Source organism: Enterobacteriaceae bacterium Kacie_13 (assembly GCA_013457415.1).
Taxonomy (GTDB): Bacteria; Pseudomonadota; Gammaproteobacteria; order Enterobacterales; family Enterobacteriaceae; genus Rahnella.
This window is the reverse complement of record CP045665.1, coordinates 3,725,445-3,748,890: the sequence shown is the minus strand read 5'-3', so window position 1 is coordinate 3,748,890 and position 23,446 is coordinate 3,725,445. Positions and strand designations below refer to the sequence as shown.

At 52.1% G+C, this 23,446-nt stretch carries 20 protein-coding genes and 1 pseudogene; 12 read left to right on the top strand and 9 right to left on the bottom strand.

What is annotated here, in order from left to right; translation table 11 throughout:
• The first annotated feature begins 46 nt into the window (after window positions 1–46).
• On the top strand, window positions 47–1,063 hold the full coding sequence (gene malI / locus GE278_17115) for a Mal regulon transcriptional regulator MalI (GenBank protein ID QLK62384.1): 1,017 nt from the start codon (window positions 47–49) through the stop codon (window positions 1,061–1,063).
• 66 nt (window positions 1,064–1,129) lie between these two features.
• Here the strand turns inward: malI and GE278_17110 are convergent, their stop codons facing one another.
• The 3 genes from GE278_17110 to GE278_17100 all read right to left on the bottom strand — a co-directional run bounded on the left by GE278_17110 (window position 1,130) and on the right by GE278_17100 (window position 2,889).
• Complete coding sequence (locus tag GE278_17110; protein ID QLK62383.1) at window positions 1,130–2,014, bottom strand: hypothetical protein; 885 nt, start codon at window positions 2,012–2,014, stop codon at window positions 1,130–1,132.
• 190 nt (window positions 2,015–2,204) lie between these two features.
• A complete protein-coding gene (locus GE278_17105) occupies window positions 2,205–2,591 on the bottom strand; it encodes a M15 family peptidase (protein QLK62382.1) in 387 nt (128 codons plus the stop codon).
• A 1-nt stretch (window position 2,592) separates the two neighbouring features.
• Entirely contained in the window at window positions 2,593–2,889 is a 297-nt protein-coding gene (locus GE278_17100; protein QLK62381.1) for a holin, read from the bottom strand.
• Between the two features lie 580 nt (window positions 2,890–3,469).
• Between GE278_17100 and GE278_17095 the strand changes: the two genes are divergently transcribed.
• Window positions 3,470–5,071 carry a PTS maltose transporter subunit IICB gene (locus GE278_17095; GenBank protein QLK62380.1) on the top strand — a complete coding sequence of 534 codons (1,602 nt, stop codon included), beginning with the start codon at window positions 3,470–3,472 and terminating at the stop codon, window positions 5,069–5,071.
• On the opposite strand, the gene GE278_17090 is transcribed toward GE278_17095, so the two are convergent.
• Together GE278_17090 and GE278_17085 are read right to left on the bottom strand one after the other, a co-directional pair.
• Window positions 5,068–5,808 carry a UTRA domain-containing protein gene (locus GE278_17090; GenBank protein QLK62379.1) on the bottom strand — a complete coding sequence of 247 codons (741 nt, stop codon included), beginning with the start codon at window positions 5,806–5,808 and terminating at the stop codon, window positions 5,068–5,070. The two genes, GE278_17095 and GE278_17090, sit on opposite strands and share 4 nt — an antisense overlap.
• Window positions 5,809–5,982: 174 nt before the next feature.
• Window positions 5,983–7,737 (bottom strand): ATP-binding cassette domain-containing protein, encoded by a 1,755-nt coding sequence (locus tag GE278_17085; GenBank protein QLK62378.1) that lies wholly within the window; start codon window positions 7,735–7,737, stop codon window positions 5,983–5,985.
• Between the two features lie 130 nt (window positions 7,738–7,867).
• On the opposite strand from GE278_17085, the gene GE278_17080 reads away from it, so the two are divergent.
• Window positions 7,868–8,584: a tetratricopeptide repeat protein gene (locus GE278_17080; protein QLK62377.1), complete on the top strand. Its 717-nt coding sequence runs from the start codon at window positions 7,868–7,870 to the stop codon at window positions 8,582–8,584.
• Window positions 8,585–8,656: 72 nt separating this feature from the next.
• Here the strand turns inward: GE278_17080 and GE278_17075 are convergent, their stop codons facing one another.
• A complete protein-coding gene (locus GE278_17075; GenBank protein ID QLK62376.1) occupies window positions 8,657–9,532 on the bottom strand; it encodes an MBL fold metallo-hydrolase in 876 nt (291 codons plus the stop codon).
• A 116-nt stretch (window positions 9,533–9,648) separates the two neighbouring features.
• Here GE278_17075 and GE278_17070 point away from each other — a divergent pair, with 116 nt between their 5' ends.
• Window positions 9,649–10,575 carry a LysR family transcriptional regulator gene (locus tag GE278_17070; protein ID QLK62375.1) on the top strand — a complete coding sequence of 309 codons (927 nt, stop codon included), beginning with the start codon at window positions 9,649–9,651 and terminating at the stop codon, window positions 10,573–10,575.
• A 326-nt stretch (window positions 10,576–10,901) separates the two neighbouring features.
• Window positions 10,902–12,065 (top strand): MFS transporter, encoded by a 1,164-nt coding sequence (locus tag GE278_17065; GenBank protein ID QLK62374.1) that lies wholly within the window; start codon window positions 10,902–10,904, stop codon window positions 12,063–12,065.
• Between the two features lie 54 nt (window positions 12,066–12,119).
• On the opposite strand, the gene GE278_17060 is transcribed toward GE278_17065, so the two are convergent.
• Complete coding sequence (locus GE278_17060; protein ID QLK62373.1) at window positions 12,120–13,049, bottom strand: LysR family transcriptional regulator; 930 nt, start codon at window positions 13,047–13,049, stop codon at window positions 12,120–12,122.
• 132 nt (window positions 13,050–13,181) lie between these two features.
• On the opposite strand from GE278_17060, the gene lysA reads away from it, so the two are divergent.
• Window positions 13,182–14,441 (top strand): diaminopimelate decarboxylase, encoded by a 1,260-nt coding sequence (gene lysA / locus GE278_17055; protein QLK62372.1) that lies wholly within the window; start codon window positions 13,182–13,184, stop codon window positions 14,439–14,441.
• Window positions 14,442–14,578: 137 nt separating this feature from the next.
• On the opposite strand, the gene GE278_17050 is transcribed toward lysA, so the two are convergent.
• Window positions 14,579–14,899 carry a PTS N,N'-diacetylchitobiose transporter subunit IIA gene (locus GE278_17050; protein QLK62371.1) on the bottom strand — a complete coding sequence of 107 codons (321 nt, stop codon included), beginning with the start codon at window positions 14,897–14,899 and terminating at the stop codon, window positions 14,579–14,581.
• Window positions 14,900–15,185: 286 nt separating this feature from the next.
• Here GE278_17050 and GE278_17045 point away from each other — a divergent pair, with 286 nt between their 5' ends.
• The 5 genes and pseudogenes from GE278_17045 to GE278_17025 all read left to right on the top strand — a co-directional run bounded on the left by GE278_17045 (window position 15,186) and on the right by GE278_17025 (window position 19,652).
• Window positions 15,186–16,523: a PTS sugar transporter subunit IIC gene (locus GE278_17045; protein QLK62370.1), complete on the top strand. Its 1,338-nt coding sequence runs from the start codon at window positions 15,186–15,188 to the stop codon at window positions 16,521–16,523.
• A gap of 35 nt (window positions 16,524–16,558) precedes the next feature.
• Window positions 16,559–17,995, top strand: a pseudogene (locus GE278_17040) (family 1 glycosylhydrolase).
• Window positions 17,996–18,009: 14 nt separating this feature from the next.
• Window positions 18,010–18,327, top strand: coding sequence for a PTS sugar transporter subunit IIB (locus GE278_17035; protein ID QLK62369.1), 318 nt, complete (start codon window positions 18,010–18,012; stop codon window positions 18,325–18,327).
• Between the two features lie 93 nt (window positions 18,328–18,420).
• The gene (locus GE278_17030; GenBank protein QLK62368.1) at window positions 18,421–19,194 is read left to right on the top strand and encodes an FCD domain-containing protein; all 774 of its coding nucleotides are present in this window, start codon (window positions 18,421–18,423) and stop codon (window positions 19,192–19,194) included.
• A 5-nt stretch (window positions 19,195–19,199) separates the two neighbouring features.
• Entirely contained in the window at window positions 19,200–19,652 is a 453-nt protein-coding gene (locus tag GE278_17025; GenBank protein QLK62367.1) for a GNAT family N-acetyltransferase, read from the top strand.
• Here GE278_17025 and galR read toward each other — a convergent pair.
• Complete coding sequence (galR, locus tag GE278_17020; protein ID QLK62366.1) at window positions 19,645–20,652, bottom strand: HTH-type transcriptional regulator GalR; 1,008 nt, start codon at window positions 20,650–20,652, stop codon at window positions 19,645–19,647. The two genes, GE278_17025 and galR, sit on opposite strands and share 8 nt — an antisense overlap.
• A 251-nt stretch (window positions 20,653–20,903) precedes the next feature.
• Between galR and GE278_17015 the strand changes: the two genes are divergently transcribed.
• On the top strand, window positions 20,904–23,174 hold the full coding sequence (locus tag GE278_17015) for a molybdopterin-dependent oxidoreductase (protein ID QLK62365.1): 2,271 nt from the start codon (window positions 20,904–20,906) through the stop codon (window positions 23,172–23,174).
• The last annotated feature ends 272 nt before the right edge of the window (window positions 23,175–23,446 follow it).

Below are 23,446 nucleotides of genomic sequence, written 5' to 3'. Positions count from 1 at the left end.
GGCCGCATGCCATCGATTGAGAAGAACAAAAGCAGCAAGAGGCCTGATGAAAAAAGTAAACATTACTGATGTCGCGAAACGGGCGGGCGTCTCTGTTTCAACCGTTTCTCTGGTATTGCGCCAGAAAGGAAAAATCTCTGAAGCGACTATCGGGAAAATCCGTTCGGCTATCGACGAACTCGGTTATGTCCACAACGTAGCTGCGGCGAACCTGCGCTCGAATACTTCTAATCTTATCGGTCTGATTATCGATGATTTTAGCGATACGTTTTCTCTGAAGGTTATGGCCAGCATTGTGCGTAATCTTGAGCTTCAGGGGTATATGGTATTTCTGGGTCAACCACAAAATGATGAATTAACGCTACGCCATTGCCTGAGATCCTTCCTACAGCAGGGTGTTGCCGGCGTTATTTATCTGACTTATGATCATTTGTCGAAAAAGATCCCGGATCCGGTTATTGAAAGTCATTTACCCGTTGTGATTGTTTCAAAATCAGGTGTAGAAGGTGCTCAGGATAGTGTCGAATGCAATAATCGTGAAGCGGGGATCAATATTACCCGTTATCTTATTGAGCGTGGTCATCGTGGTATTGCTTATCTTGGCGGAAATAAACGCTGCCTGATCCGTGAAGAACGATTGCAGGGATATCGCTATTCATTAGCGCAATATGGTTTGCCGTTTCGCGAAGATTGGCTTCCCGAATGCGAAGAGAGTACTTTTGCCGCCTCCGCAGCCGTGGGCGACTTATTGAAAAAATACAATAATATTACTGCGATTTTATGCCATTCACCTTCTGCAATCATTGGATGTATAAACGGAGCGCATCGTATCGGGCGCACCATCGGGAAAGATATTTTTCTCTCGCAACAAATTTCGGTAGCAGGGTTTGAAGATATGATGCATATCAACCTGACTTCTCCTTCCCTTACGTATGTTTCATCTCCCGGCGAAGAAGCAGGATACGAAGCGGCATCGCTTATCATTAAAAAAATCAAAGAACCGGCCCAGGATTTTCAGAGAATTGTTATTTCCAGTCAGCTGGTTTTACGCGAATCGGCTTAAGCTGGAATATCTCAAAAAAATACCAGCTCATGGTGAGCTGGTATTCATTATTGACAGCATTGTAAATTATGCTAATACGCAATAATCTGCGGTGCAACTGGTGTCTTTGGTTATTGATTTATACTTTGCCTTATCCAGAGTATAAATAATAAAGTCATTATTTTTATTCAAGTCAAGCTCATAATCATCCGTGTACTGAGTGCGATAATGGGCATCGAAAATTTCATGCATATGGGTATTTTTATACTGGCCAGGCTGGCATGCCATGCCCAGAGACGTCAGGCCATTACCGGTACGGGCATTGAGTTTGTCGAATTCAACGAAGCGTTGATCAGTATTATCGGAAGTGTAGGGTTCATCTTCAACAAATACAATTTGAGCTTTGGCATTATCACCCACCAGGAATGCCGCGTGCAGCATAGCTTCGCGAACGTTGAAATGGTCTACGTGGCTTCCGTTGGCGATTAAGCACAGGATGGTGGTATTTTCCTCCTGAAGCATCCACATGTATTGCGTAATCAGACGATTATACATGTCGATTTCTTCAGGACGGAATGTAGAGAAATCTCCCCACGAACCCCCACCTGCGGTCATAGCACCTGAATAGCCGCGAATTGGTGCATCCCACTCGCCGATGATCCCCTGTCGCCAGTTATAACTCCCCCCAAAGAGATCATTACAGCCCAGCGTATCTTCTTCGATGCGTGCCTGAGTGACGCGTTGAATTTGCTCCTCAGACAGCAGGCCTTCCTGATAATTTGCAAAGAAGTTTGTGCGACTGCAAGAGACAAAGACGCGCGTTACGGTTGTTAAAACCCCACGGGCGAGGGCTTCGATAACAAAGTTGCCGCAGCCCAAAATGGTATCGTCGTGATGAGGGACAACCATAATCAGGTTATCGCCAGCTTTCAGCGGGAATTCATCAGCAGTTACAGTTTTTACGGTGTTCATAGTTAGTCCTTTAATTTTATATTGACAACCATTTCAAAAATGGTTGGTTATTATTGTCCGTAATAAAGGCAGTACTAAGGCGTATCAGTTCATGAGATATTTAATATCTTAGAATTAATAAGTTTTCGCCGTATAATGCTCATTACGAACGTTAGGTTGCAATTCCTCTTTGAGGGATTACATCACTTCATTATGGATAGTCTTTTCTTGATAGTTCAAAATGTGTGCCATCGTTTAAATCATCCCATTTACCTCCCCATTCAATTTCAATTGACAGTGTTTTTGATAATTCAAAAACTATGTTGGCTATCGCCTGATAATATTTGAACTCCCAGGATATTGCATTGTTTGGCAGAGCAAAGATATCAACGGCATGACCCGTAATATGCCGACTGTTATTGGTCAATGATCTTCCTTTCGCGACCAGCTCAAGTTGTCTCTTTTTATTTCTGAGGCCTTCAGAAATTCCAAAATCGACAGGGGATAATGCTAAGGCTTTTCTCATGATTATGCATAAATCAGGGTGTACACCTTTCAGATTATCTTCTGAGCTCTTACTGAATTTAAAATGTTCCATGTTAGCCTTTTGTTAACCTCCTCCAGTAATAATCCAAAGCGGCAACACCCATAGCACCAGATATACCGCATATTGCCAGAGTGGTATGAAATCCCGATCCCATACTTTCTGATAGGAGTCCGGCAACGACGCCTGTAAATGCAGATATAATAACCTGTGCGATTACCGCCACAAAACTCCGGCATATTTTCCCAGAACGTACATCTATAATGTATCTGACCACGCCACCCCAGGCAGCGAATATAAAAATGTATAGCCAGCTTACAATGTTATTATTGGATGGATCTCTCCACGGCAAGGTATGACTCCCTTTTATATCAGTTGGTGGTGGTGGAAATATATTATTCGGTTTTGGTTAAATCAGTATTTATTTCGTTCTTAACAATGAGACAAGAATAACTATTGCACTATAATGATTCGTGATCATTGTCACAATTTTCTACACCAATAGATTTTAACGATCGATTAACGCGTTACGGTAAGTTTTTTATTGTTGATGATTATTTAATTATTCATATCAATGATGTTTTTAAGTTATTTACTATTGGAAAGTAAATACTCTTAATCCCTTCGTTGATTTTCATTTGTTGGATATATTTATTTTTAAGGTTTCTACGTCATAAAGTTAATGATGATCTTTACTTATTCCACTATTTAAACCTGAAGGGCGCTTGTGGGCTGAACACCCTCCCCTATGTTCATCTGCATCTTTTACCGCTGCACTCAAAGTCCTCTGAACATCCCATTCCCACTCTTCTTTTACCGCGCAAAACTGTGATCTCTTTCATACTCCTGACTTCCATGTCTATACAACTATACATTCTGTGACTTAACTCAATTAACGGCTTATTTTTAGCCACCCAATTGAGGGATTTCAGATGATTAAACTTGGCAGCAAAATTCACGACCTGGGCAAAGCCCTGATGACGCCTATCTCGGTGATCGCCGCCGCCGGGATTTTCTTAGGGCTGGCCGCCGCGTTGCAGAACCCGTCGGTGACCGGGGAAGCGTTCACGCAGATGAAAACGCTACAGCTGGTGATCGGGTTTATCCGGCAGGTGTCCGGTGCGTTGTTCGCTAATCTGCCGCTGTTCTTTGCCGTCGCAACCGCGATGGGACTGGCCAATGCAGAGAAGGCCACGGCGGCCTTTTCCGCAGTGATCGGCTTTGTCGGGTTGCACGTCGGGGTTAATTATAGCCTGCTGGCACAGGGCATTACGCCGGAAACCATTACTGTCGCGAAGCTCACCGCCAAAGGCATGACCGAAAGCGATGCGATGATTTACGCGGCGGAGTTCACCAACACGCTGGGGATTTTCACCTACAACATGAGCGTGCTCGGCGGGGTGCTGGTGGGGCTTATCACCATGTGGCTGCACAACCGGTTCTATACCATCGTGCTGCCTACGGCGATTGCTTTCTTCGGCGGACGGCGCTTTGTGCCGATCGTGACTATTCTGGTATTGCCGATTGTCGGTGTGCTGATGTCGCTTATCTGGCCGACCGTCGCGCAGGGCATCCAGTGGGTCGGCGAGCTTATCGGGCGAACCGGTGAAGTCGGCACGTTTATTTATGCGACTTCTGAGCGGTTGCTCATCCCCACCGGTCTGCATCACATCATCAACGAAACCGTGCGTTTCACGCCGATTGGCGGGGTGACGACGGTGGATAATCAAAGCATCGTCGGTGCGCTGAATATCTTCAACGCCGCGCTGGCCAATCCGGGTATGATCCCCGATGCCGTAACCCAGCAGGCGACGCGGTTCCTGGCGCAGGGGAAGATCCCGGTAATGATGTTTGGCTTACCGGCGGCGGCGCTGGCGATGTATCACTGCGCGCGCCCTGAGCATAAAGGACGAGTGAAAGCGCTGATGCTGGCGGGCGGACTGGCATCGTTTACCACCGGCATTACTGAGCCGCTGGAGTTCTGCTTTATCTTCGTTTCACCTGTGCTGTATATCCTGCATGCGGTGCTGACCGGGATTTCATTCGTGCTAATGCAAATGTTCCACGTGATGATAGGTAACGTGCAGGGCGGGGCGATCGATTTCCTGATCTTCGGCGTACTCGGAGGCAGCAAAACGCACTGGTGGTATCCGCTGATCCTCGGGATACTTTACGCGCCGCTGTACTACTTCAGCTTCCGCTGGGTGATCCTGCGCATGCAGGTGAAAACACCGGGGCGTGAGGATGAGAATGACGCTGAGGAACGCGCTAAACCTGCGCAGGGCACCGGGGAGAAAACCAAAAATATTATTATCGGGCTGGGCGGTGAGGGAAATATTACGGCGGTCGATTGCTGCTTCACCCGTCTGCGCGTGAAGGTGAAAGATATGTCACAGGTGCAGGATGGCACTTTGATGAAAACCGGGGCGGCAGGCGTGAAACGGATTACTGAAACTGACGTGCATGTGATTTACGGCCCGCAGGTCGAACAGGTCGCAAATCTGGTGAAAGCGGAGCTTTCAGGTATAGCCTAACTTTTGACTTTGGCATGGACGCTGAAGCCGTAGTTTTTCTGGTTGTAGTACACATCGGAAACTTCAAACAACGAACCGTCGGTAAAAGTGACGATGGCGTGAGAATGGAGCACCGGCTGGTCGCGCGACAAATTCAGCGCGAGGCGGATCTCGTTAGAAGGCAATTCTGCTGAAATCAGTTTGGTGCTTCCCGATGGCTGAAAACCTTTCGAGCGGATATAGGCATATTTCGAAGAAGTCATCGCTGCGCGGGTGATATCCGGGAATCGATCGCACAGCATCCAGCACTGTTCGTACACAAAAGGTTCATCGCCCAGCAGTCGCAGGCGGATCATGAAATAGACTTCTGTACCTGCGGGGACGTTCAGTTCAGCAGCAATACTTTCACTCGCAGGGATGCGGCGAAACTCGAGCACCTGATTTTCAATTCGCTGATTATTTTCCTGCGCCACTTCGCTGGCGGTAAGATGCCGGTCCAGTGGCAAAATGATTTTCTGCTGTTTTGGCGGCTCGACCACAAAGGTACCTCGCCCGCGAAAACGCGCTACTCTGCCCTGACGCACCAGATAATCCACCGCTTTTCGCGCGGTCATGCGCGATACGCCGTAAATCTCACACAGCGCCGCTTCCGTAGGGATCGGTTCACCGGGTTTGATGGCACCTGCGCTGATTTTTTCGGTCAGCTGCTGCTCAATTTGCAGGTAGAGCGGCGTGAACGAATTCTTATCAATTTTCATCAAACCCCCGGTCACTAAAGAATAGCTGTTAAGTATAATTGTATAGCCGGGTATACATTTGAACAAATTGTGTTGCGGGTTTTGTGCGCTGAAATGGGTTATGAAATTAAAAAAAGGTTGCTGTTATCAGCAACCTTTATACGCTTCGATAGTTTGTTACGCGGGCCTCAGACGCTATTCAGGCAGAACGGCGCTCGATGTAAACCCGCACGGGCCGTTTTCCTGGTTTTTGAAACGCCAGCAGTTCTGATGGTACTTCGCCACCGTATTACGGTGCGCAACGCTGATGACCGACGTTTCCGGTAATTCACTCAGCAGCAACGCATAAACCCGATGCTCAGTTTCTTCATCCATTGCGCTGGTCGCTTCGTCAAGGAACAGCGTATCCGGCTTGATAAGCAGGGCGCGGGCAAACGACAGACGCTGCTGCTCGCCCGGCGACAGGCGCTGGCTCCAGTTGGCATATTCATCAAGCATGGCGACTGACGCCAGATGCGGCAGGCGGCATTGCTCCAGCACGCGCTGCAGCTGCTCGTCGGTGTATTCGCGGCTGGCGTCCGGATAACTCAGCGCATCGCGCAAAGTGCCGATCGGAATATAACTGCGCTGCGGTAAGAACAGGTAACGCTTGCCCTGCGCCAGCGCGATACTGCCTGCACCGTAAGGCCAGATACCCGCAATGGCGCGCAACAGCGTAGATTTACCGCAGCCGGAAGGACCGGCAATCAGTACACGTTCGCCCGGTTTCATGTCGGCAGAAACGTTGCAGAACAGCGGGCTGCCGTCCGGCAAGTTCAGCGTGAGGTTATCGAGTTTCAGCGCATGTTCCGCGCTTTCACCGACTTTAATGCCGCGTGGCTGGGCATTAACCTGATCAATTGCGGCGTTGAAACCTGCCAGACGGTTAACGGTCGCTTTCCAGTTAGCCAGATCGGTAAAGGCATCGATGAACCATGACAGCGCGCCCTGCACCTGACCGAACGCGGAAGCGATTTGCATTAGTGCACCCATCTGGATCGCACCGGCGAAATAGCGTGGCGAGGCCACCAGAATCGGGAAGATATTGGCAAACTGGCCGTAAAAGTTGGAGGCGATATTCAGACGACGGGTGACGCGCATGATCGACCACCAGTTGGTTTTGATCGAATCAAACTTGCCGGAAAGCTGGTCGCGTTCGTTTTTCTCGCCGTGGTACAGCGCAATCGCGTCGCTGTTTTCACGGATACGGATCAGCCCGAAACGGAAGTTAGCCTCGAACCATTCCTGATTAAATCCGAGTTTGACTAACGGCTTACCGATCCACCAGATAATGAATGAGCCCAGCGCCGCGTACAGCAGGGCAAACCACACCATGTAGCCGGGGATATCGAAATGATGGCCGGCGAACACAAAGTTAAGCGGGCCACTGATCGACCACAGAATAAAGACGAAAGAGAACAACGTGACAACGCTCGACAGCAACCCGAGAACCAGTGAAAGCGTGCCGCTGGTCAGGGCGTTCAGGTCATCGGAAATACGCTGATCGGGGTTATCCACCTGATGCTGGTACTCCGTGTAATAATAGGCGTGATTGGTCAGCCACTTCTCCATATACTCTTCAGTCATCCAGCGCCGCCAGCTCATTTGCAGGCCCTGCGTCAGGTAAACCCTGTACACCGCGATGACGATGAAAAGCAGCGCCAGCCAGGTAAATTTCCACAGCTGGGCTTTGAAAACCGGGTAGTTTCTGTTTTGCAGCGCATCGTAAAACACGCGGTTCCATTCGTTAAGCAGGACGCTGATGTAGACGGTCGCCAGTGAGAGGATAACGATAGTGGCCAACATGCTCCAGGCACGCCACTTTTCTTCTGAGCGCCAATAAGGCTTAATCAACTGCCAGACGGCGCCCCATTGCGCCGATTTCCCAGGTTTTTTAGTCATAATTGCCATGTTTAATCGATATGTTGTGAAGCCTAATCATCCCAGAATGAGTGCCTTAGCGCGATAGGGCAATAAAGCACTTGTAAGGATGTTTTTCCAGCACGAAGCTCTGTAGACCACAAAAGTAGAAGGATGTTTGATGAAAGTCGCAGTGAATTTTCTGCTGGTGGCAGGATGTTTTACCAGCGCCCAGGCGTTTGCCCAGATTGATGAACCGGACATTAACGCCGATTGCGTGAAAGCAGGTATTTACGCCTCTGCCGGAAAAGTGGCGTACCAGCAGGGTGAATTCGCCAAAGCGCGCGAAGTTTTCCGTAATCAGGTGGCCTGGAGCGAGTTCTGTCACAAGCCGCAGGATCAGATTGCGACGGCATACAACAACATCGCGCTGACCTACATCCGTCAGGGTAATTATCGCAAAGCCAAAGCCTGGCTGATGCTGGCGCCTGCTGACAAAAAATCACAATACAACCTCAGCCAGATCCAGCCGAAACTCGATGCACTTCCGCAACCGGAGAGTGCAGCCGGAGAATACTGGCAATATGCCGGTTACGGCAGCTGGAACCTGGTGGACGTCAAAGCCGAAGAGGCGCAATTCAAAATCGATTTCTCCGGCCAGTACATGGGGCAGATGTCGCTGTACTACGGCCCGAACATTGGGGAATTCTCGGTGGTTACGGCGATTAAAGACAATCACGCCGTTTACCATGAAGCCGATGACGCCTCAGCAGGTGAAGGGCAATGTACGGTAGACATGAATTTCGGCGCTGAAAACGTCAAACTGCACACCACCGGCGACTGCGGATTTGGACATAATGTCCAGGCCGAAGGGGAATTTATAAGGGTAACGCCGTAAGTTCTGTCCACGCCTGCCAATAAAAAACCGCGCTATGCAGGTTTTTTATTTAAACAGTTGATTGAAAGAACTTTAAGGCCACTGCATTTCCCCCTTCAATACTTTCGCGCTCAGCTGTAATGAAGAGTCATCTTTCAGCTGCGGATAATGCTTTTTCATCGCGGCAACCAGCGCGGTGGAATCTTTGGCTTTCGGCAGCTCTTTTTCCAGCGTCAGCAGATAATTACGGGTGAATTTCACCGCTTCAGGCGTATGCGGTGCGCCCGGCAGGAAATGCCCCGGCACGACGACATCGGGTTTCAGACCGGCGATTTCATCCAGCGCTTCCACCCATTGCTTACGGGATTTCGCGGTCTGGGTGTCCGCTGTCCAGACGTGCATGTTGTCGCCATTCACCAGCACACCACCGACGACGGCTTTCAGCGAAGGAATGTAGACGAACGTACGCGCGGCATCGACGCCCTTCACTTCAAATTTGTGTCCTTCCAGCTCGAATGTATTGCCTTTCAGTGGCTGCGGGACGATCACGGATTTCGGCGCGTTCTCTTTCAGTTGCGGGCCCCAGAAAGCGACTTTGCCGTCTTTGCTGGCGTTGATCAGATCGATGGTCGCCTGCGTTGCGATGATTTTGGCCTCCGGGAACGCGGCATGGATCACGTCCAGCCCGAAGTAGAAATCAGGGTCTGACTGGCTGATGTAAACAGTAGTCAGCTTTTTGCCGGTGGCTTTAATTTTTTCGACCAGTTTTTCGGCATCGTTACGCTGAAACTGGGCGTCGATCAGAACGGCTTCTTTCTCGCCGGTAATGATTTCTGAAGACACCGGGAAGATGGCACTTTCGCCCGGATTATAGACGTCCATCTTCAGCGCGGTGGCGGCGTGAGCAGTCAGACTGCTGCCGAGCAGGGCGGCCATTAAGGCCAGGGGTTTTAAGAGATCAAGACGCATAACGTTTCCTCAGGGTGCAAAAATAATCACGTTCAGTAAGCATCTACTGTACGTTGCATAATCCGCCAGAAAAACAGGATAATACGCAACTGTTTGTTGCATAAACCGGACGAATCATGGACAGAATTACCGCTGCACAAGTATTTGTTGCCATCGTTGAACGTGGAAGTATGGTCAGTGCCGCCGAATCGCTGAATATGTCGCGGGCGATGGTGACACGTTATCTTTCGGAGATGGAAAAGTGGTCGGGCGCGCGCCTGCTGCACCGTTCCACCCGTAAACTGAGCCTGACTGATGCCGGTGAAAATACGCTGGCGCGCTGTCGCAAGATGCTCGCGGTGGCAGCGGATATGGGCAGCGTGGCGGATACCTCTAATGAAGCGTTGCGCGGTTTGCTGCGCCTGAGCTGCTCCCAGTCTTTCGGGCAGGGGGCAGTGGTGATTGCCGTCAGTGAGTTTTTAAGACGGCATCCGCAAGTCAGTATTGATCTTCAGCTGGAGAGCAGGGCGATCAATCTGGTGGAGGATCGCATCGATCTGGCGCTGCGCATCACGAACGATCTCGATCCGAACCTGATCGCGCGCCCGCTGGCACTTTGTCCTTCGGTGGTGTGTGCATCTCCGGCCTATCTCGCGGCCCAGGGCACACCGCAGCATCCTCAGGATCTGAGCGTGCACAACTGCCTGACGTACTCTTACTTTGGCAAAAGCCTGTGGCAATTTGAGCGGCAGGGCGAGAAAGTTGCGGTGCCGGTGAGTGGCAATCTTAGCGCCAATGAATCGCTGGTGTTGCTGACCGGCGCGGTGGAAGGCGCCGGCATCGTCATGCAGCCCTATTATTCGGCAGCCCCGTTGATCGCCAGCGGGCAGCTGGTTTCGCTGCTCGAAAACTGGCAGCCGCAGGAGATGGGGATTTATGCGATTTATGCCTCACGGCGGCAAATGCCTGCCGCGTTGCGCGCACTGCTCGATTTTCTGGTGGAATGGTTTAAAGGCCATCCGCGCTGGCTGTCTTTGAGCGGGGAAAAGAGTGAGCCGCGCTAAAACGTCAGTTTGCCGGGAACGGTTCCTTTTTGACATCTTTTCTCACATTTATATAACGCATTGATGTTGATGATGTTAATGGTAATGCATGCCCTTTTTAGAGCACAGGGCACAGACTGCGTATGGTCAAAAGTGTGATCTGCATGGTATTTCTGTAAAGGGAAAACAGCATAAAAACCATAAAACACACAAGGTTATCGATTTCTGTCGCTGCTGATTTTCTGTCTGATTTTCTTATTTCTTTTGTTTCGCCAGACTGACTTGTTAAAGCCCGTCCGGCTGAGCGTCGTTCAAAAATGGGTTAAATAATATAACGGGGAGTTTTTATGCCTGTCGCACTTCTGGCACTGGCGCTAAGCGCATTTGCCATCGGGACTACAGAATTTGTCATTATGGGGCTGCTGCCTAACGTGGCTGGTGACCTGAATGTCAGTATTCCTTCTGCCGGATGGTTGATCAGCGGATACGCATTGGGCGTGGCCATCGGTGCGCCGATTATGGCGGTACTGACCGCGAAACTGCCGCGCAAAAACACTCTGCTGTTGTTAATGGGCATCTTTATTTTCGGCAACGTAATGTGTGCGCTGTCGTACAGTTACGGTTTCCTGATGCTGGCGCGTGTAATCACCGCTCTGTGTCACGGCGCATTCTTCGGGATTGGCGCGGTAGTGGCGGCGAGCCTGGTGGCACCGAACCGTCGTGCATCTGCGGTGGCGCTGATGTTTACCGGCCTGACTCTGGCTAACGTGCTGGGGGTGCCGCTGGGCACCGCACTCGGCCAGGCGTTTGGCTGGCGTTCAACGTTTTGGGTCGTAGCCGTTATCGGGGTAGCGTCGCTTTTCGCGCTGTATAAGAAGCTGCCGGATAAGAAAGAAGAAGAGCCTACGGACCTGCGCAAAGAAATCCGCGCGCTGGGAAGCCTCGGCCTGTGGCTGTCTTTGTCGATCACTATTTTCTTCGCGGCGGCAATGTTTGCGCTGTTTACCTACATCGCGCCGATCCTGACCGAAATCACCGGCGTTTCCGAGCACGGTGTCAGCTGGACGCTGCTGCTGATTGGCCTTGGCCTGACTATCGGTAATGTGGTCGGTGGGCGTCTGGCGGACTGGCGTCTGGGTGTTTCTCTGACCACCACGTTCCTGCTGATCGCCGTGTTCTCGGTGCTGTTCAGCTACACCAGCGTTCATCTGGTAGCAGCTGAAATTACCCTGTTTATCTGGGCGATGGTCAACTTTGCGGCGGTTCCGGCATTGCAGGTGAATGTGGTGACCTACGGCAAAAACGCGCCGAATCTGGTCTCGACGCTGAACATTGCGGCATTCAACGTCGGCAATGCGCTGGGTGCCTGGGTGGGCGGTGCGGTGATCGAACGCGGTATGGGGCTGAGCAGCGTCCCTCTGGCTGCGGGTGGCCTTGGTGCCATCGGCTTCGTGCTGTGTGTAATTACCTTCCGTCGCGCGGCGAAAAAGGCTGAAAAAGTCGTCGCGTAATGTCTGCTTAAAGCAGTAAAAAGGCCACACAGAATCTCTTCTGTGTGGCCTTTTTTATGGGATCGCCGAAACCGCAATTTCAAGCCGTTCAGCAAACCGCAGCGCCTGCTGATGACAATGTTCGGTGAAGGTGGTGACCAGCGCGGAAGCGGGGCGGTGCAGCGGTTTGATCAGGCTGACGGTAAAGGGCACGGCAACGCTGAATTGGCGGATAACAACGCCGTTATCGGCATAGTCTAAAGCGGTCAGCGGGTTGACTACTGACACACCCGCGCCCGCGCGTACCATGCTGCACACCGATGCGGCGCTGTGCGTTTCCATTACCAGCCGCCGCGCTACGTGCTGCTCGGTGAACAGCGTATCGAGCAGATGACGATAGCTATCTGTCGCCGATAAGCTGATGAAATTAAGGCCGTTGAAATCCTGTGGTGTCAGGCACGGCTTCGCCGCAAGCGGGTGCCCGGCGGGCAATACGCACACTTCGTTGAGCGTTAGCAGCGTCTGGCGTTCGGTGCCGGCAGGCGTCTGGGTATTTTCGGTCAGCCCTAAATCGTGGCGCTGCGCCGAAAGCCATTCTTCCAGCAACGGCGACTCCTGCGGCACAATATTGAAACTGACGTCAGGGTATTTATCCAGAAAGGGTTTGCAGACCGCCGGCAACAGCGACTGGCTGAACACCGGCAGACAGGCGATGGACAGCTGCGCCTGCTCGAACTGGCGGATCCCCTCCGCCGCGCTGACGATCCTGTCCAGCCCGTAATACGACCGCTGCACCTCTTCGAATAATCGTAACCCTTGCACTGTCGGGTACAAACGTCCGCGCAAACGCTCGAACAGCTGCAAATTCAGCAGCTTTTCGCAGCGCGCCAACTCGCGGCTGACGGTCGGCTGCGAAGTGCTAAGCAGCGCGGCGGCTTCTGTCAGGTTACCGGTGGTCATCACCGCATGAAAAATTTCGATATGACGCAGGGAGATGGCGGGCATGATTTTCATCCGGTTCACAAACATGAATCCATATCATAAATGAATAGACTGGCCTGAAATAGATATTTTATCGCCAGGTGTTCTCACGGCATACTGAGGAAAATGTGACTGACTTCACCTGACGGAAACCTTATGCCACGCGCCCTGAACGACACCACGACAGCGCTTACCGCTGACAATTTACTGGCTCTGACCCAACAATTTGGCTGCCCGGTCTGGGCTTATGATGCAGAAATCATCAAAGCACGAATTTCGCAGCTGCGTCAGTTCGACGTTATCCGTTTTGCGCAGAAAGCTTGTTCGAATATTCACATTTTGCGCCTGATGCGTGAGCAGGGTGTGAAGGTGGATTCTGTTTCTTTGGGTGAAATTGAACGTGCGCTGGTGGCCGGTTTTATTCCGGGCCGCGAGAAGAGTGAAATTGTCTTTACCGCCGACGTGCTGGATCAGCCGACGCTCGAACGCGTTACTGCGCTGGATATCCCGGTGAATGCCGGTTCCATAGACATGCTGAGTCAGATTGGGCAGCATAAAGCCGGACATCCGGTGTGGCTGCGAGTAAATCCTGGCTTTGGCCACGGCCACAGCCAGAAAACCAATACCGGCGGTGAAAACAGCAAACACGGGATCTGGTATGCCGATTTACCGCAGGCGCTGGCAGAAATCACCCGTTACGGTCTGAAACTGGTGGGCATCCATATGCACATTGGCTCCGGCGTAGATTACGGCCATCTCGAGCAGGTTTGCGATGCGATGGTGCGTCAGGTGATCGACACCGGACACGATATTAAAGCGATTTCCGCCGGTGGCGGCTTGTCGATTCCGTATCATTTTGAGGAAGAATCCATTGATACCGGACATTATTTTGGCTTGTGGAACCGCGCCCGCGAGCAAATCGCCGCGCATCTGGGGCATGAAGTAAAACTGGAAATTGAACCGGGGCGTTTCCTGGTGGCGGAATCCGGCGTTCTGGTGGCACAAATCCGTGCGGTGAAAAATATGGGGAGCCGTCACTTTGTGCTGTGCGATGCAGGTTTTAACGATCTGATGCGCCCGGCGATGTACGGCAGCTATCACCACATTTCGCTGTTACCTGCCGATGGCCGCGAGCTGGAAGGGCAACCGCTGACGGATTCGGTAATCGCTGGCCCGCTGTGCGAATCCGGTGATGTCTTTACCCAGCAGGCAGGCGGAAGCGTTGAAACCTTCCCGCTGCCACCGGTGAACATCGACGATTATCTGGTATTCCACGATACTGGCGCGTATGGCGCATCAATGTCGTCTAACTACAATAGTCGTCCGCTGCTGCCGGAAGTGCTGTTCGAGAATGGCGTACCGCGTGTGATTCGTCGTCGTCAGACGATAGAAGAGCTGCTGGCTTTAGAACTGTAATCCCCGTCATCCTTCGCGCTGACTCTGCGTTGGCTGCCTTCACGAACCCCGGTCACATACGTGTGTATGCTCCCGGGGATTCACTCCGTTGCCGACTTGATTCAACCCGAATGATTTAGGGGATGCTTAGGATTAATTTACTGTTTATCAAACATTTCCTTTCTCAGTAACACGATCTCTTCGGCCAGTTCGCGGCACAACATGGCGGTCATCAGGTGATCCTGCGAGTGCACCATGATCAAGTTCACCGGTATTTTGCCCACGCCTTCATCCAGGCCGATCAGCTGCGTCTGCACTTTGTGCGCGACGCGCGCCGCGTCGTCGGATGCTTTAAGCATCGCGTCGGCTTCGGCCCACTCTCTTTTACGCGCGTGCTGAATCGCCATCATTGCATTAGATCGTGCTTCTCCGGCGTTGATCAATAACTCCATCACCGTTTGTTCCAGATCGAATTCCATCGAAAACTCCAAATTGGTATACCAGAAAAGTGTGAATTCATCATATTGGAATTCCAATATTCACATGTGAGAACACTGTCACAGAAATTAATTCTCATTCCGCTATTTTTTGGCATGCCACATTGCGCTTTATGGATGAAATAAAGCGGAAAGCAGGCCGACAGGATCACTTTCAGAAACGGAATCTGGCTCTACTTCGCGCGACACCTTTTCTTTCAGCAGTATGAAAGGTCAATGCGAAACAAACACCTGTACAGTTTTACACAAAATTAAAAGAGGTGGTGTCATGTCATTTAAAGACCGTTTCATCGATTCTCTCGGGGGATTCGCCAATACCTTCAATAGCTACCGATACATTATGGCTATCAAGGCGGCTTTTATCACATTAATGCCCGTCATTATTGTGGGGGCATTCTCAGTTTTAATTTCTAACATGGTGATGGATCCGAAAAACGGATTAGCTCACTTTGAAATGTTGTCGTGGCTGGCCACGCTCAAACCGATCATGAGCAGTATTAACTACGCCACGCTGAGTTTCCTGACAATTGGTGCCGTCTTCTTAATCGGTATTGAGTTAGGCAGAATTAACGGCTCGCGCTCGTTATTTCCCGGCCTGCTGGCGGTCATCTGTTTTATTGCCGTGACGCCCACCACCGTCGATATGATGGTGAATGGTCAGATGCAGGAAGTAAAAGACGTACTGGCGAAGCAATTCTCCGATACCAAAAGTCTGTTCCTCGGGATGTTTATTGCCATTCTGTCGGTGGAGATTTATTCCAAACTGGAAAGCTACAGCGGTCTGCGAATTAAGATGCCGGAAAGCGTGCCGCCAAATGTTTCAGCGTCGTTCTCGGCGTTAATTCCCGCCATCATTACGGTGGTGATTATTGCCACCTTCGGATTTGTGTTCCATCAGGTCACCGGCATGTATCTGTACGATGCGGTGTATCAGGTGATCCAGCGTCCGCTGGAATCTGTGATGCAAAGCCTGCCGGGAATTCTTCTGCTGATGTTTGTCGCGCAACTGTTCTGGGTGATTGGGATCCACGGTAATCAGATGATCAAACCTATTCGCGAACCGCTGCTGCTGGGCGCGATCATGGTCAACATGACGGCATTCGAGCAGGGTCATGAAGTGCCGAACATCATCACCATGCCGTTCTGGGATGTGTATATGAGCATCGGCGGCTCCGGCTGCACCATCGGCTTATTACTGGCGGTGATGCTCGCCACCCGCCGTAAAGAAATGCGTGAAATCTCCAAATTGTCGCTCGGGCCAAGTGTGTTCAACATTAACGAACCTGTGATTTTCGGTATGCCGATTATGCTTAACCCGATCCTGGCTATCCCGTTCATCATCACGCCGCTTATTACAGGCACCATCGGTTATTTCGCCACCAGCCTCGGCTTTGCCGGACGCGCTGTAGTGATGGTGCCGTGGACTACACCGCCTATCATCAACGCCTGGTTATCCACCGCCGGTTCGATGGGGGCGGTGATCACTCAGGCTGGTTGTATCGTGGTGTCAGTATTGATTTATCTGCCGTTTGTGAAAGTGGCCTCGCGCCGCGCCGAGCAGGCACAGCTTGAGGCGATGCAGAAGAAACAGGCTGTGACCGCCTGACGCTCACAAAATTATTCGGATAAAAGAGGACTGTTATGAGCAAGGTTTCCATCGCCATTCCTGAGGGATTTATCCTCGGTGCTGCGGCTTCCGCGTGGCAGACCGAGGGCTGGAGCGGCAAGAAAGACGGGCAGGATTCGTATCTGGATCTCTGGTACAAAAACAGCCGTCACGTCTGGCACAACGGCTACGGCCCGGCCAAAGCTACGGATTTCATTCACCGTTACAAAGAAGACGTGGCGCTGATGAAGGCCATCGGGCTAAGCCATTACCGCACGTCGATCAACTGGTCGCGTTTTCTTACCGACTATGAATTGGGCACCGTCGATGAGGAATATGCTGCCTACATCGATTCACTGCTCGACGAGATGAAACGGCAGGGCATCGTGCCGATGCTGTGCCTTGAGCACTACGAACTTCCGGCGTATCTGATTGAAAAATATGATGGCTGGAGCTCAAAGAAAGTCGTCGAACTGTTCGTGCTGTACGCTGAGAAAGTGTTTGAGCGTTTCGCCCATAAAGTCGACCGGTGGTTTACGTTCAACGAACCTGTGGTGGTGCAAACCCGCGTGTATCTGGATGCCATCCGCTGGCCGTTCGAGCAGAACACGGCGAAATGGATGCAGTGGAATCACCACAAAGTGCTGGCGACAGCCAAAGTCGTCGAGCTGTTTTACCGCAAAGGCTATAACGCAGCGGCTACCATCGGGGTGATCTTAAATCCTGAAGTGACGTACGCACGTTCAGGTGCGCCGCACGATCAGAAGGCGGCGCACTTATACGATTTGTTCTACAACCGCGTGTTTTTAGATCCGATGATAAAAGGCGAGTATCCGCAGGAGTTGCTGGCGTTACTCGAAAAGCATTGCGTTGATTTTGATTATTCCGAACAGGAACTGGCGATCATCCGAAATAATACCGTGGATGAGGTGGGGATTAATCTGTATTACCCGCATCGCGTAAAAGCGCCGTCCCGTGAATGGAATAAAGAGACGCCATTCCACCCGGCTTACTATTACGAACATTTTGAATTACCGGGGCGGCGGATGAATAAATCCCGCGGCTGGGAAATTTATCCGCGCGTGGTGTATGACATGGCGATGCGTATTAAATCGGAATACGACAATATTCCGTGGTTTGTGGCCGAGAACGGTATGGGCATCTAAAACGAAGACCAGTTCCGTGATGCTGCAACCGGTGAAATTCAGGATGATTACCGCATTGAATTTATTGCCGAACATCTTTACTGGACATTAAAAGCGCGGGAGGACGGCGCGAATTGTCAGGGATATATGCTGTGGGCGTTTACCGATAACGTCTCACCGATGAATGCCTTCAAAAATCGCTATGGGCTGATTGAAATTGACCTCGATGACAACCGGAATCGTCATCAGAAGAAATCATCCCGCTGGTTTAAATCGTTAAGTGAAAATGGCGTGTTGTCTTTGACGCTGGATGACGAAGATAAATAACCCGAGGAAACACTATGAAACGTATCGTTTTAGCCTGTTCGGCAGGGATGTCCACTTCCCTTGTGGTCACCAAAATGGAAAAAGAAGCCGCCGCCCGGGGTCTGGAATTTCAGATCTACGCCATCCCGGAAAATAATCTGCGTGATGAACTGGAAGCCTATGGTCGCGATATTCAGGTGGTGCTGCTAGGGCCACAGGTGAGATTCAAACTGGCGGAAAATAAAAAGCTGACCGATGAACACAATATTCCGATCGATGTCATTGATATGATGGCTTATGGAACGCTCAATGGTGCGAAAGTGCTTGATCAGGCATTAAGTCTGATAAAGTAATCCGTCATTCTTCAGGTTGCAGGTGCGTTGTGCATTAGCCTGCAGCCCGAGTTATTTTGGATTTTCATTTTTGTTTTGCAGCAAGGTGAGCGTGTGGAAAAAGGTGTGGTTTCGCAGGACAGAAAACAGTATCAGGAAATCGGGCATGACCTGCGCGAGCAAATCAAGCAAGGGCAGTTCGCCGTGGGATCCCGTCTGCCGCCGGAGCGCAATATGGCGGAAACCTATGGTGTCAGTCGGACCATCGTGCGCGAAGCGTTGCTGATGCTGGAGCTCGAAGGCACGGTGGACATACGTCAGGGCTCGGGCGTATATGTGATCCGCATTCCTTCGCAGGAAGAGGGCGAAGATGAACTGATGTATCAGGGGCAGATTGGCCCGTTTGAGATTTTACAGGCGCGGCAACTGCTCGAAAGTAATATCGCCGCGTTTGCCGCCAAAATGGCCACCAAGTCTGATATCGAAAATCTGCGCCGCACACTGGAGCAGGAACAAACCGCCATCGTAGCCAACGATGAAAGTGGCGACAACGACCGCCTGTTTCACCTGCTGATTGCCGGTGCGACACAAAACCAGATGCTGCTCGATTCGGTCAAAAATATCTGGATGCACCGCGATTCCAGTCCGCTGTGGAAACAGTTACACAGCCATATCGCCACGCGCGGTTATCGCCTGAAATGGCTGGCTGATCATCAGAATATTTTGGCCGCGCTGCGCCGCCGCGATGTGATGGGATCTTATCAGGCGATGTGGCAGCACATGGAAAACGTGAAAAATACCCTGATGGAACTTTCGGACGTTGATGCGCCGGAGTTCGATGGCTATCTGTTTGAATCTGTGCCTATTTTTCAGGGAAAGATGGTCTGAACGCGATGCAGATCATTAACCTCAGCGCGCGGCCAGAATTTAAAGAACAGGTGACCGACTGGCTGTGGCAGGCGTTTGGCAGCGAAAACAGCCGCGATTTTTTTGCAAGCGTGCTGCAAAGCTGCCTGTCGGGGGCGGATCTGCCGCAAACTTTTATCGCGCTGGAAGGCGAACGGCTGGCGGGGACGGTGGGTTTATGGCGCTGCGATTTGGTAAGCCGTCAGGATCTCACGCCGTGGCTGGCCGCGCTGTACGTCGATAAGGATTACCGCTCTCGCGGGCTGGGGCAGCAGTTGCAGGCGTTTCTTCTCGAGCACAGCCGCCGCAGCGGCTTTTCCGAACTCTATCTTTACGCCGAATTCACCGGCTATTACGAACGTTTTGGCTGGCGCTATATTGGCGATGCGCTGGATTATCCTGACAAGCCCGTCCGCGTTTACAAACAGTCTCTTAGCTGACCACAGGCCCGCTCACCGAATGACGCCGAACCAGCGTCGGGCTAAACATATGAGTGGTTTCGGGCAACGGCTGACCGTTCGCCAGCGCTAACGCCAGCTGCGCCGCCTGATTCGCCATCGCCACGACCGGATAACGCACCGTGGTCAGACGCGGGCGCAGATAGCGGGAGATCAGCACATCATCAAAGCCGATCAACGAGATTTCGCCCGGCACATCAATGCTGTTATCGCTTAATACCGATAAAGCGCCGGCGGCCATCGAATCGTTGTAGCAGGTGACTGCCGTGAACCCTTTCCCCAGCCCCAGCAAATCTGCCATAGCTTTTTCACCCCCGACTTCATCGGGTTCGGCGTAGGCGATGAGTTTGTCATCCACGGCGATATTATTCTCTGTCAGCGCGTCGATATAGCCTTGCAGACGGTCGCTGGCGTCGGAAATACCGTGGTTAGAACACAGGATGGCTATGCGTTTATGCCCGGCCTGAATCAGATGACGGGTTGCCAGCCAGGAGCCGTAACGGTCGTCGAGCGCGATACAGCGATGTTCGAAACCGGGCAGCGTGCGGTTAATCAACACCATGCCGGGAATTTGCTGCATCAGGCTGGTCAGTTCATCTTCCGGAAGCATTTTGGCGTGAACCACCAGCGCTGCACAGCGGTGGCGGATCAACTGCTCAATCGCCTGGCGCTCTTTTTCAACGTTATGGTAACCGTTGCCAATCAGCAGGAAATTGCCGGTGGCATAAGCCACCTGTTCCACCGCTTTGACCATCGCGCCAAAGAATGGATCGGAGACGTCAGCGACGATCAGCCCCAGCGTTTCGGTCGCCTGCTGGGCAAGCGCGCGGGCGTTGGCATTCGGGTGATATTGCAGATGTTGCATGGCGCTCTGAACCGCTTCCCGCGAGCTTTCACTGGCCTTCGGAGAATGGTTTATTACGCGTGAAACGGTCGCAACCGATACGCCTGCCAGTTTTGCTACATCCTTAATCGTTGCCATAACACTTCCGCTATTCCGTGAGGGTAATCGTTTACACCGCCAGTCTTGCGGAAAAGACAGGTGGCTGCAAGGATGACGATCGCAACTTTTTGATGCAAGCCTGATGTAACGACAAAAGAACGTCGGGTTTAACGGAAATCGCAGTCAGAAAGGGCAGAAATGATATTGATTAAGATTATTTGTTCTTTGAACTGGATACAGCGTGAATGGTATTTTTAAGGTCAAACGCCTGCGCTGAGAAAATAAAAAACATGTCCATAAAACGCTATCCGCAACTGGCTCACTGGGGCGCGTACACCGCCGTAGTGGAAGACGGGCGGTTAATCCGCTGCGAACCCTATTCTGCGGATGCTGATCCTTCGCCTTTACTCGATTCCATCGTGCCGCTGGTTTATTCCGATAAAAGGATCCGTAAACCAGCGGTGCGTCGTTCGTGGCTGCAAAAACGCGAAAACAGCGATCGCTCGCTGCGGGGCCGGGAAGATTTTGTTGAAGTGGACTGGGATGTGGCGCTGGATCTGGTGGCTGAAGAGAACCGCCGCGTGCGCGACCGTTATGGCGCATCCGGCATTTTCAACGGCTCTTACGGCTGGTCTTCCGCCGGACGCCTGCATCATGCGCGTTCGCTGGTGCGCCGTTTCTATTTTACCGGCGGCGGCGGCGTGGATCAGCTGGGAAACTACAGCTGGGGCTCAGCGCAGTTTTTCCTTCCTTATGTTATCGGCACTTTCACGCCGCTGACAGGGCGCGTGACCTCATGGCCGAGCGTAGTGGAACACGCTGAAATCCTGCTGGCTTTCGGTGGTCTGGCGCTGAAAAATGCGCAGGTGGCCTCCGGCGGTGCAGTGGAACATACGCTGAAACCGGCGCTGGAACAGCTGGCGAAGAAAGGCACCCGGGTCATCAATATCAGCCCGATGCGCGATGACTGCCCGGAATTCCTCAATGCTGAGTGGATCCCTATTCGCCCGAACACCGATGCGGCGCTGATGATGGCGATCGCCTATGAAATTCAGCGCAAAGAAGCGCAGGACGATACATTCCTCGCCAGCCACTGCGTGGGGTATCCGCAACTCGCCGCTTATCTGCGCGGCGAGAAAGATGGTGTGGCGAAAACGCCTGACTGGGCAAGCCACATTACCGGCATACCGGCGGAGCGTATCGCGCGTCTGGCCGATGATTTGATCGGCGTACGTAGTTTCATCACCTGTTCGTATTCCGTGCAGCGCGCCCACCGTGGCGAGCAGCCTTACTGGATGATGATCGCGATTTCCGCGATGCTTGGACAGGTCGGCCTGCCGGGTGGTGGATTCTCATTCGGCCATGGTTCGATGAACAGTGTCGGTAACCCGCGTTATGACACGCCGGGTCCTGCTGTCAGTGCCGGGCCGAATCCTTCTGGCCTGGCAATCCCCGTTGCGCGCATCAGCGACATGCTGCTCAATCCGGGACAGCCGTACGAGTTTCAGGGCGAAACACAGCATTATCCCGATATCCATCTGGTGCACTGGGCGGGCGGCAATCCCTTCCATCATCATCAGCAGCTGAACCGTCTGGTGGAAGGGTGGCAGAAGCCGGATACCATCATTGTGCAGGATAACGTCTGGACGCCGGCCGCGCAGATGGCGGATATCGTGCTGCCTGCCACCACTTCGCTCGAACGTAACGACATCGGTGGATCCTCACGTGACCGCTTCGTGCTGGCGATGCATCAGGCGATTGCACCCCAGCATCAGGCGCGTAACGATTTTGATATCTTTGCCGATATCGCCGACCGTCTGGGTTATCGCGAGCAGTTCACGCAGGGGCGCAACGAAGATCAGTGGCTGCGCCATATTTACCGCCAGTGCGGTGAAGCGCAGAAAGGCACGGGCGTGGATTGGCCGGACTTTGAATCCTTCTGGGAACGCGGTTTTGTGGAACTGCCGATGCCGGAAAAAGATTTTGTGTTCTTCGAGGAATTCCGCAAAAGTCCGCGTGCGAACCCGCTTGGCACGCACAGCGGTAAGATCGAACTGTTCTCGGAAACCATCGCCGGATACGGTTATGCCGATTTCGCACCGCATCCGGAATGGCAACCGCCGGTCGAATGGCTGGGCGCGGAGACGGCAAAAGAGTGGCCGCTGCACCTGATTTCCATCCAGCCGAAAGACCGTCTGCACAGCCAGCTCGATCAGTCGCCGCTGGCACAATCGAACAAGACTGCCGGAAAAGAAACGCTGTTTATGCACCCAGAGGATGCGGCCAGCCGCCAGCTGAACGACGGCGATCGTGTCAAAGTGCATAATGCGCGCGGCAGCTGTCTGGCCGGTGTGTCGTTCAACGACGGGATCACGCGCGGAGTGGTGCTGATGTCCACCGGTGCGTGGTTTAATCCGGGCTTCGGCGCTAAATGGCAGGAGACGGAACAGGCCGGGAATCCGAATGTGCTTACGCTCGATATTGGCACCTCGCGATTAACGCAGGGGCCAAATGCCATGAGTTGCCTGGTTGAAGTGACGCAATCAGCATTAAATGATTAAAACCGGGAGCATTTTCACCACTCGTTACACTTTGCGGAATTATGTTTCGATTGCCTGCTGGCTGTGATTACCACAAACCAGATAGATTGAACGTCCCAGAGGTATTGATTGGTGAATCATCAACGTGCTCTGCATGTTGATACCGATTAAATTTGCACCAACCTACGCGGATGCGTAGGTTTTTTTTTGCCTCAATGCTGACAACTGGCTCAGCGTCTTCCTAAACTCACTCCTGACTGTCGTCATTATTCTGCGGCTTATAGTATGCTGTT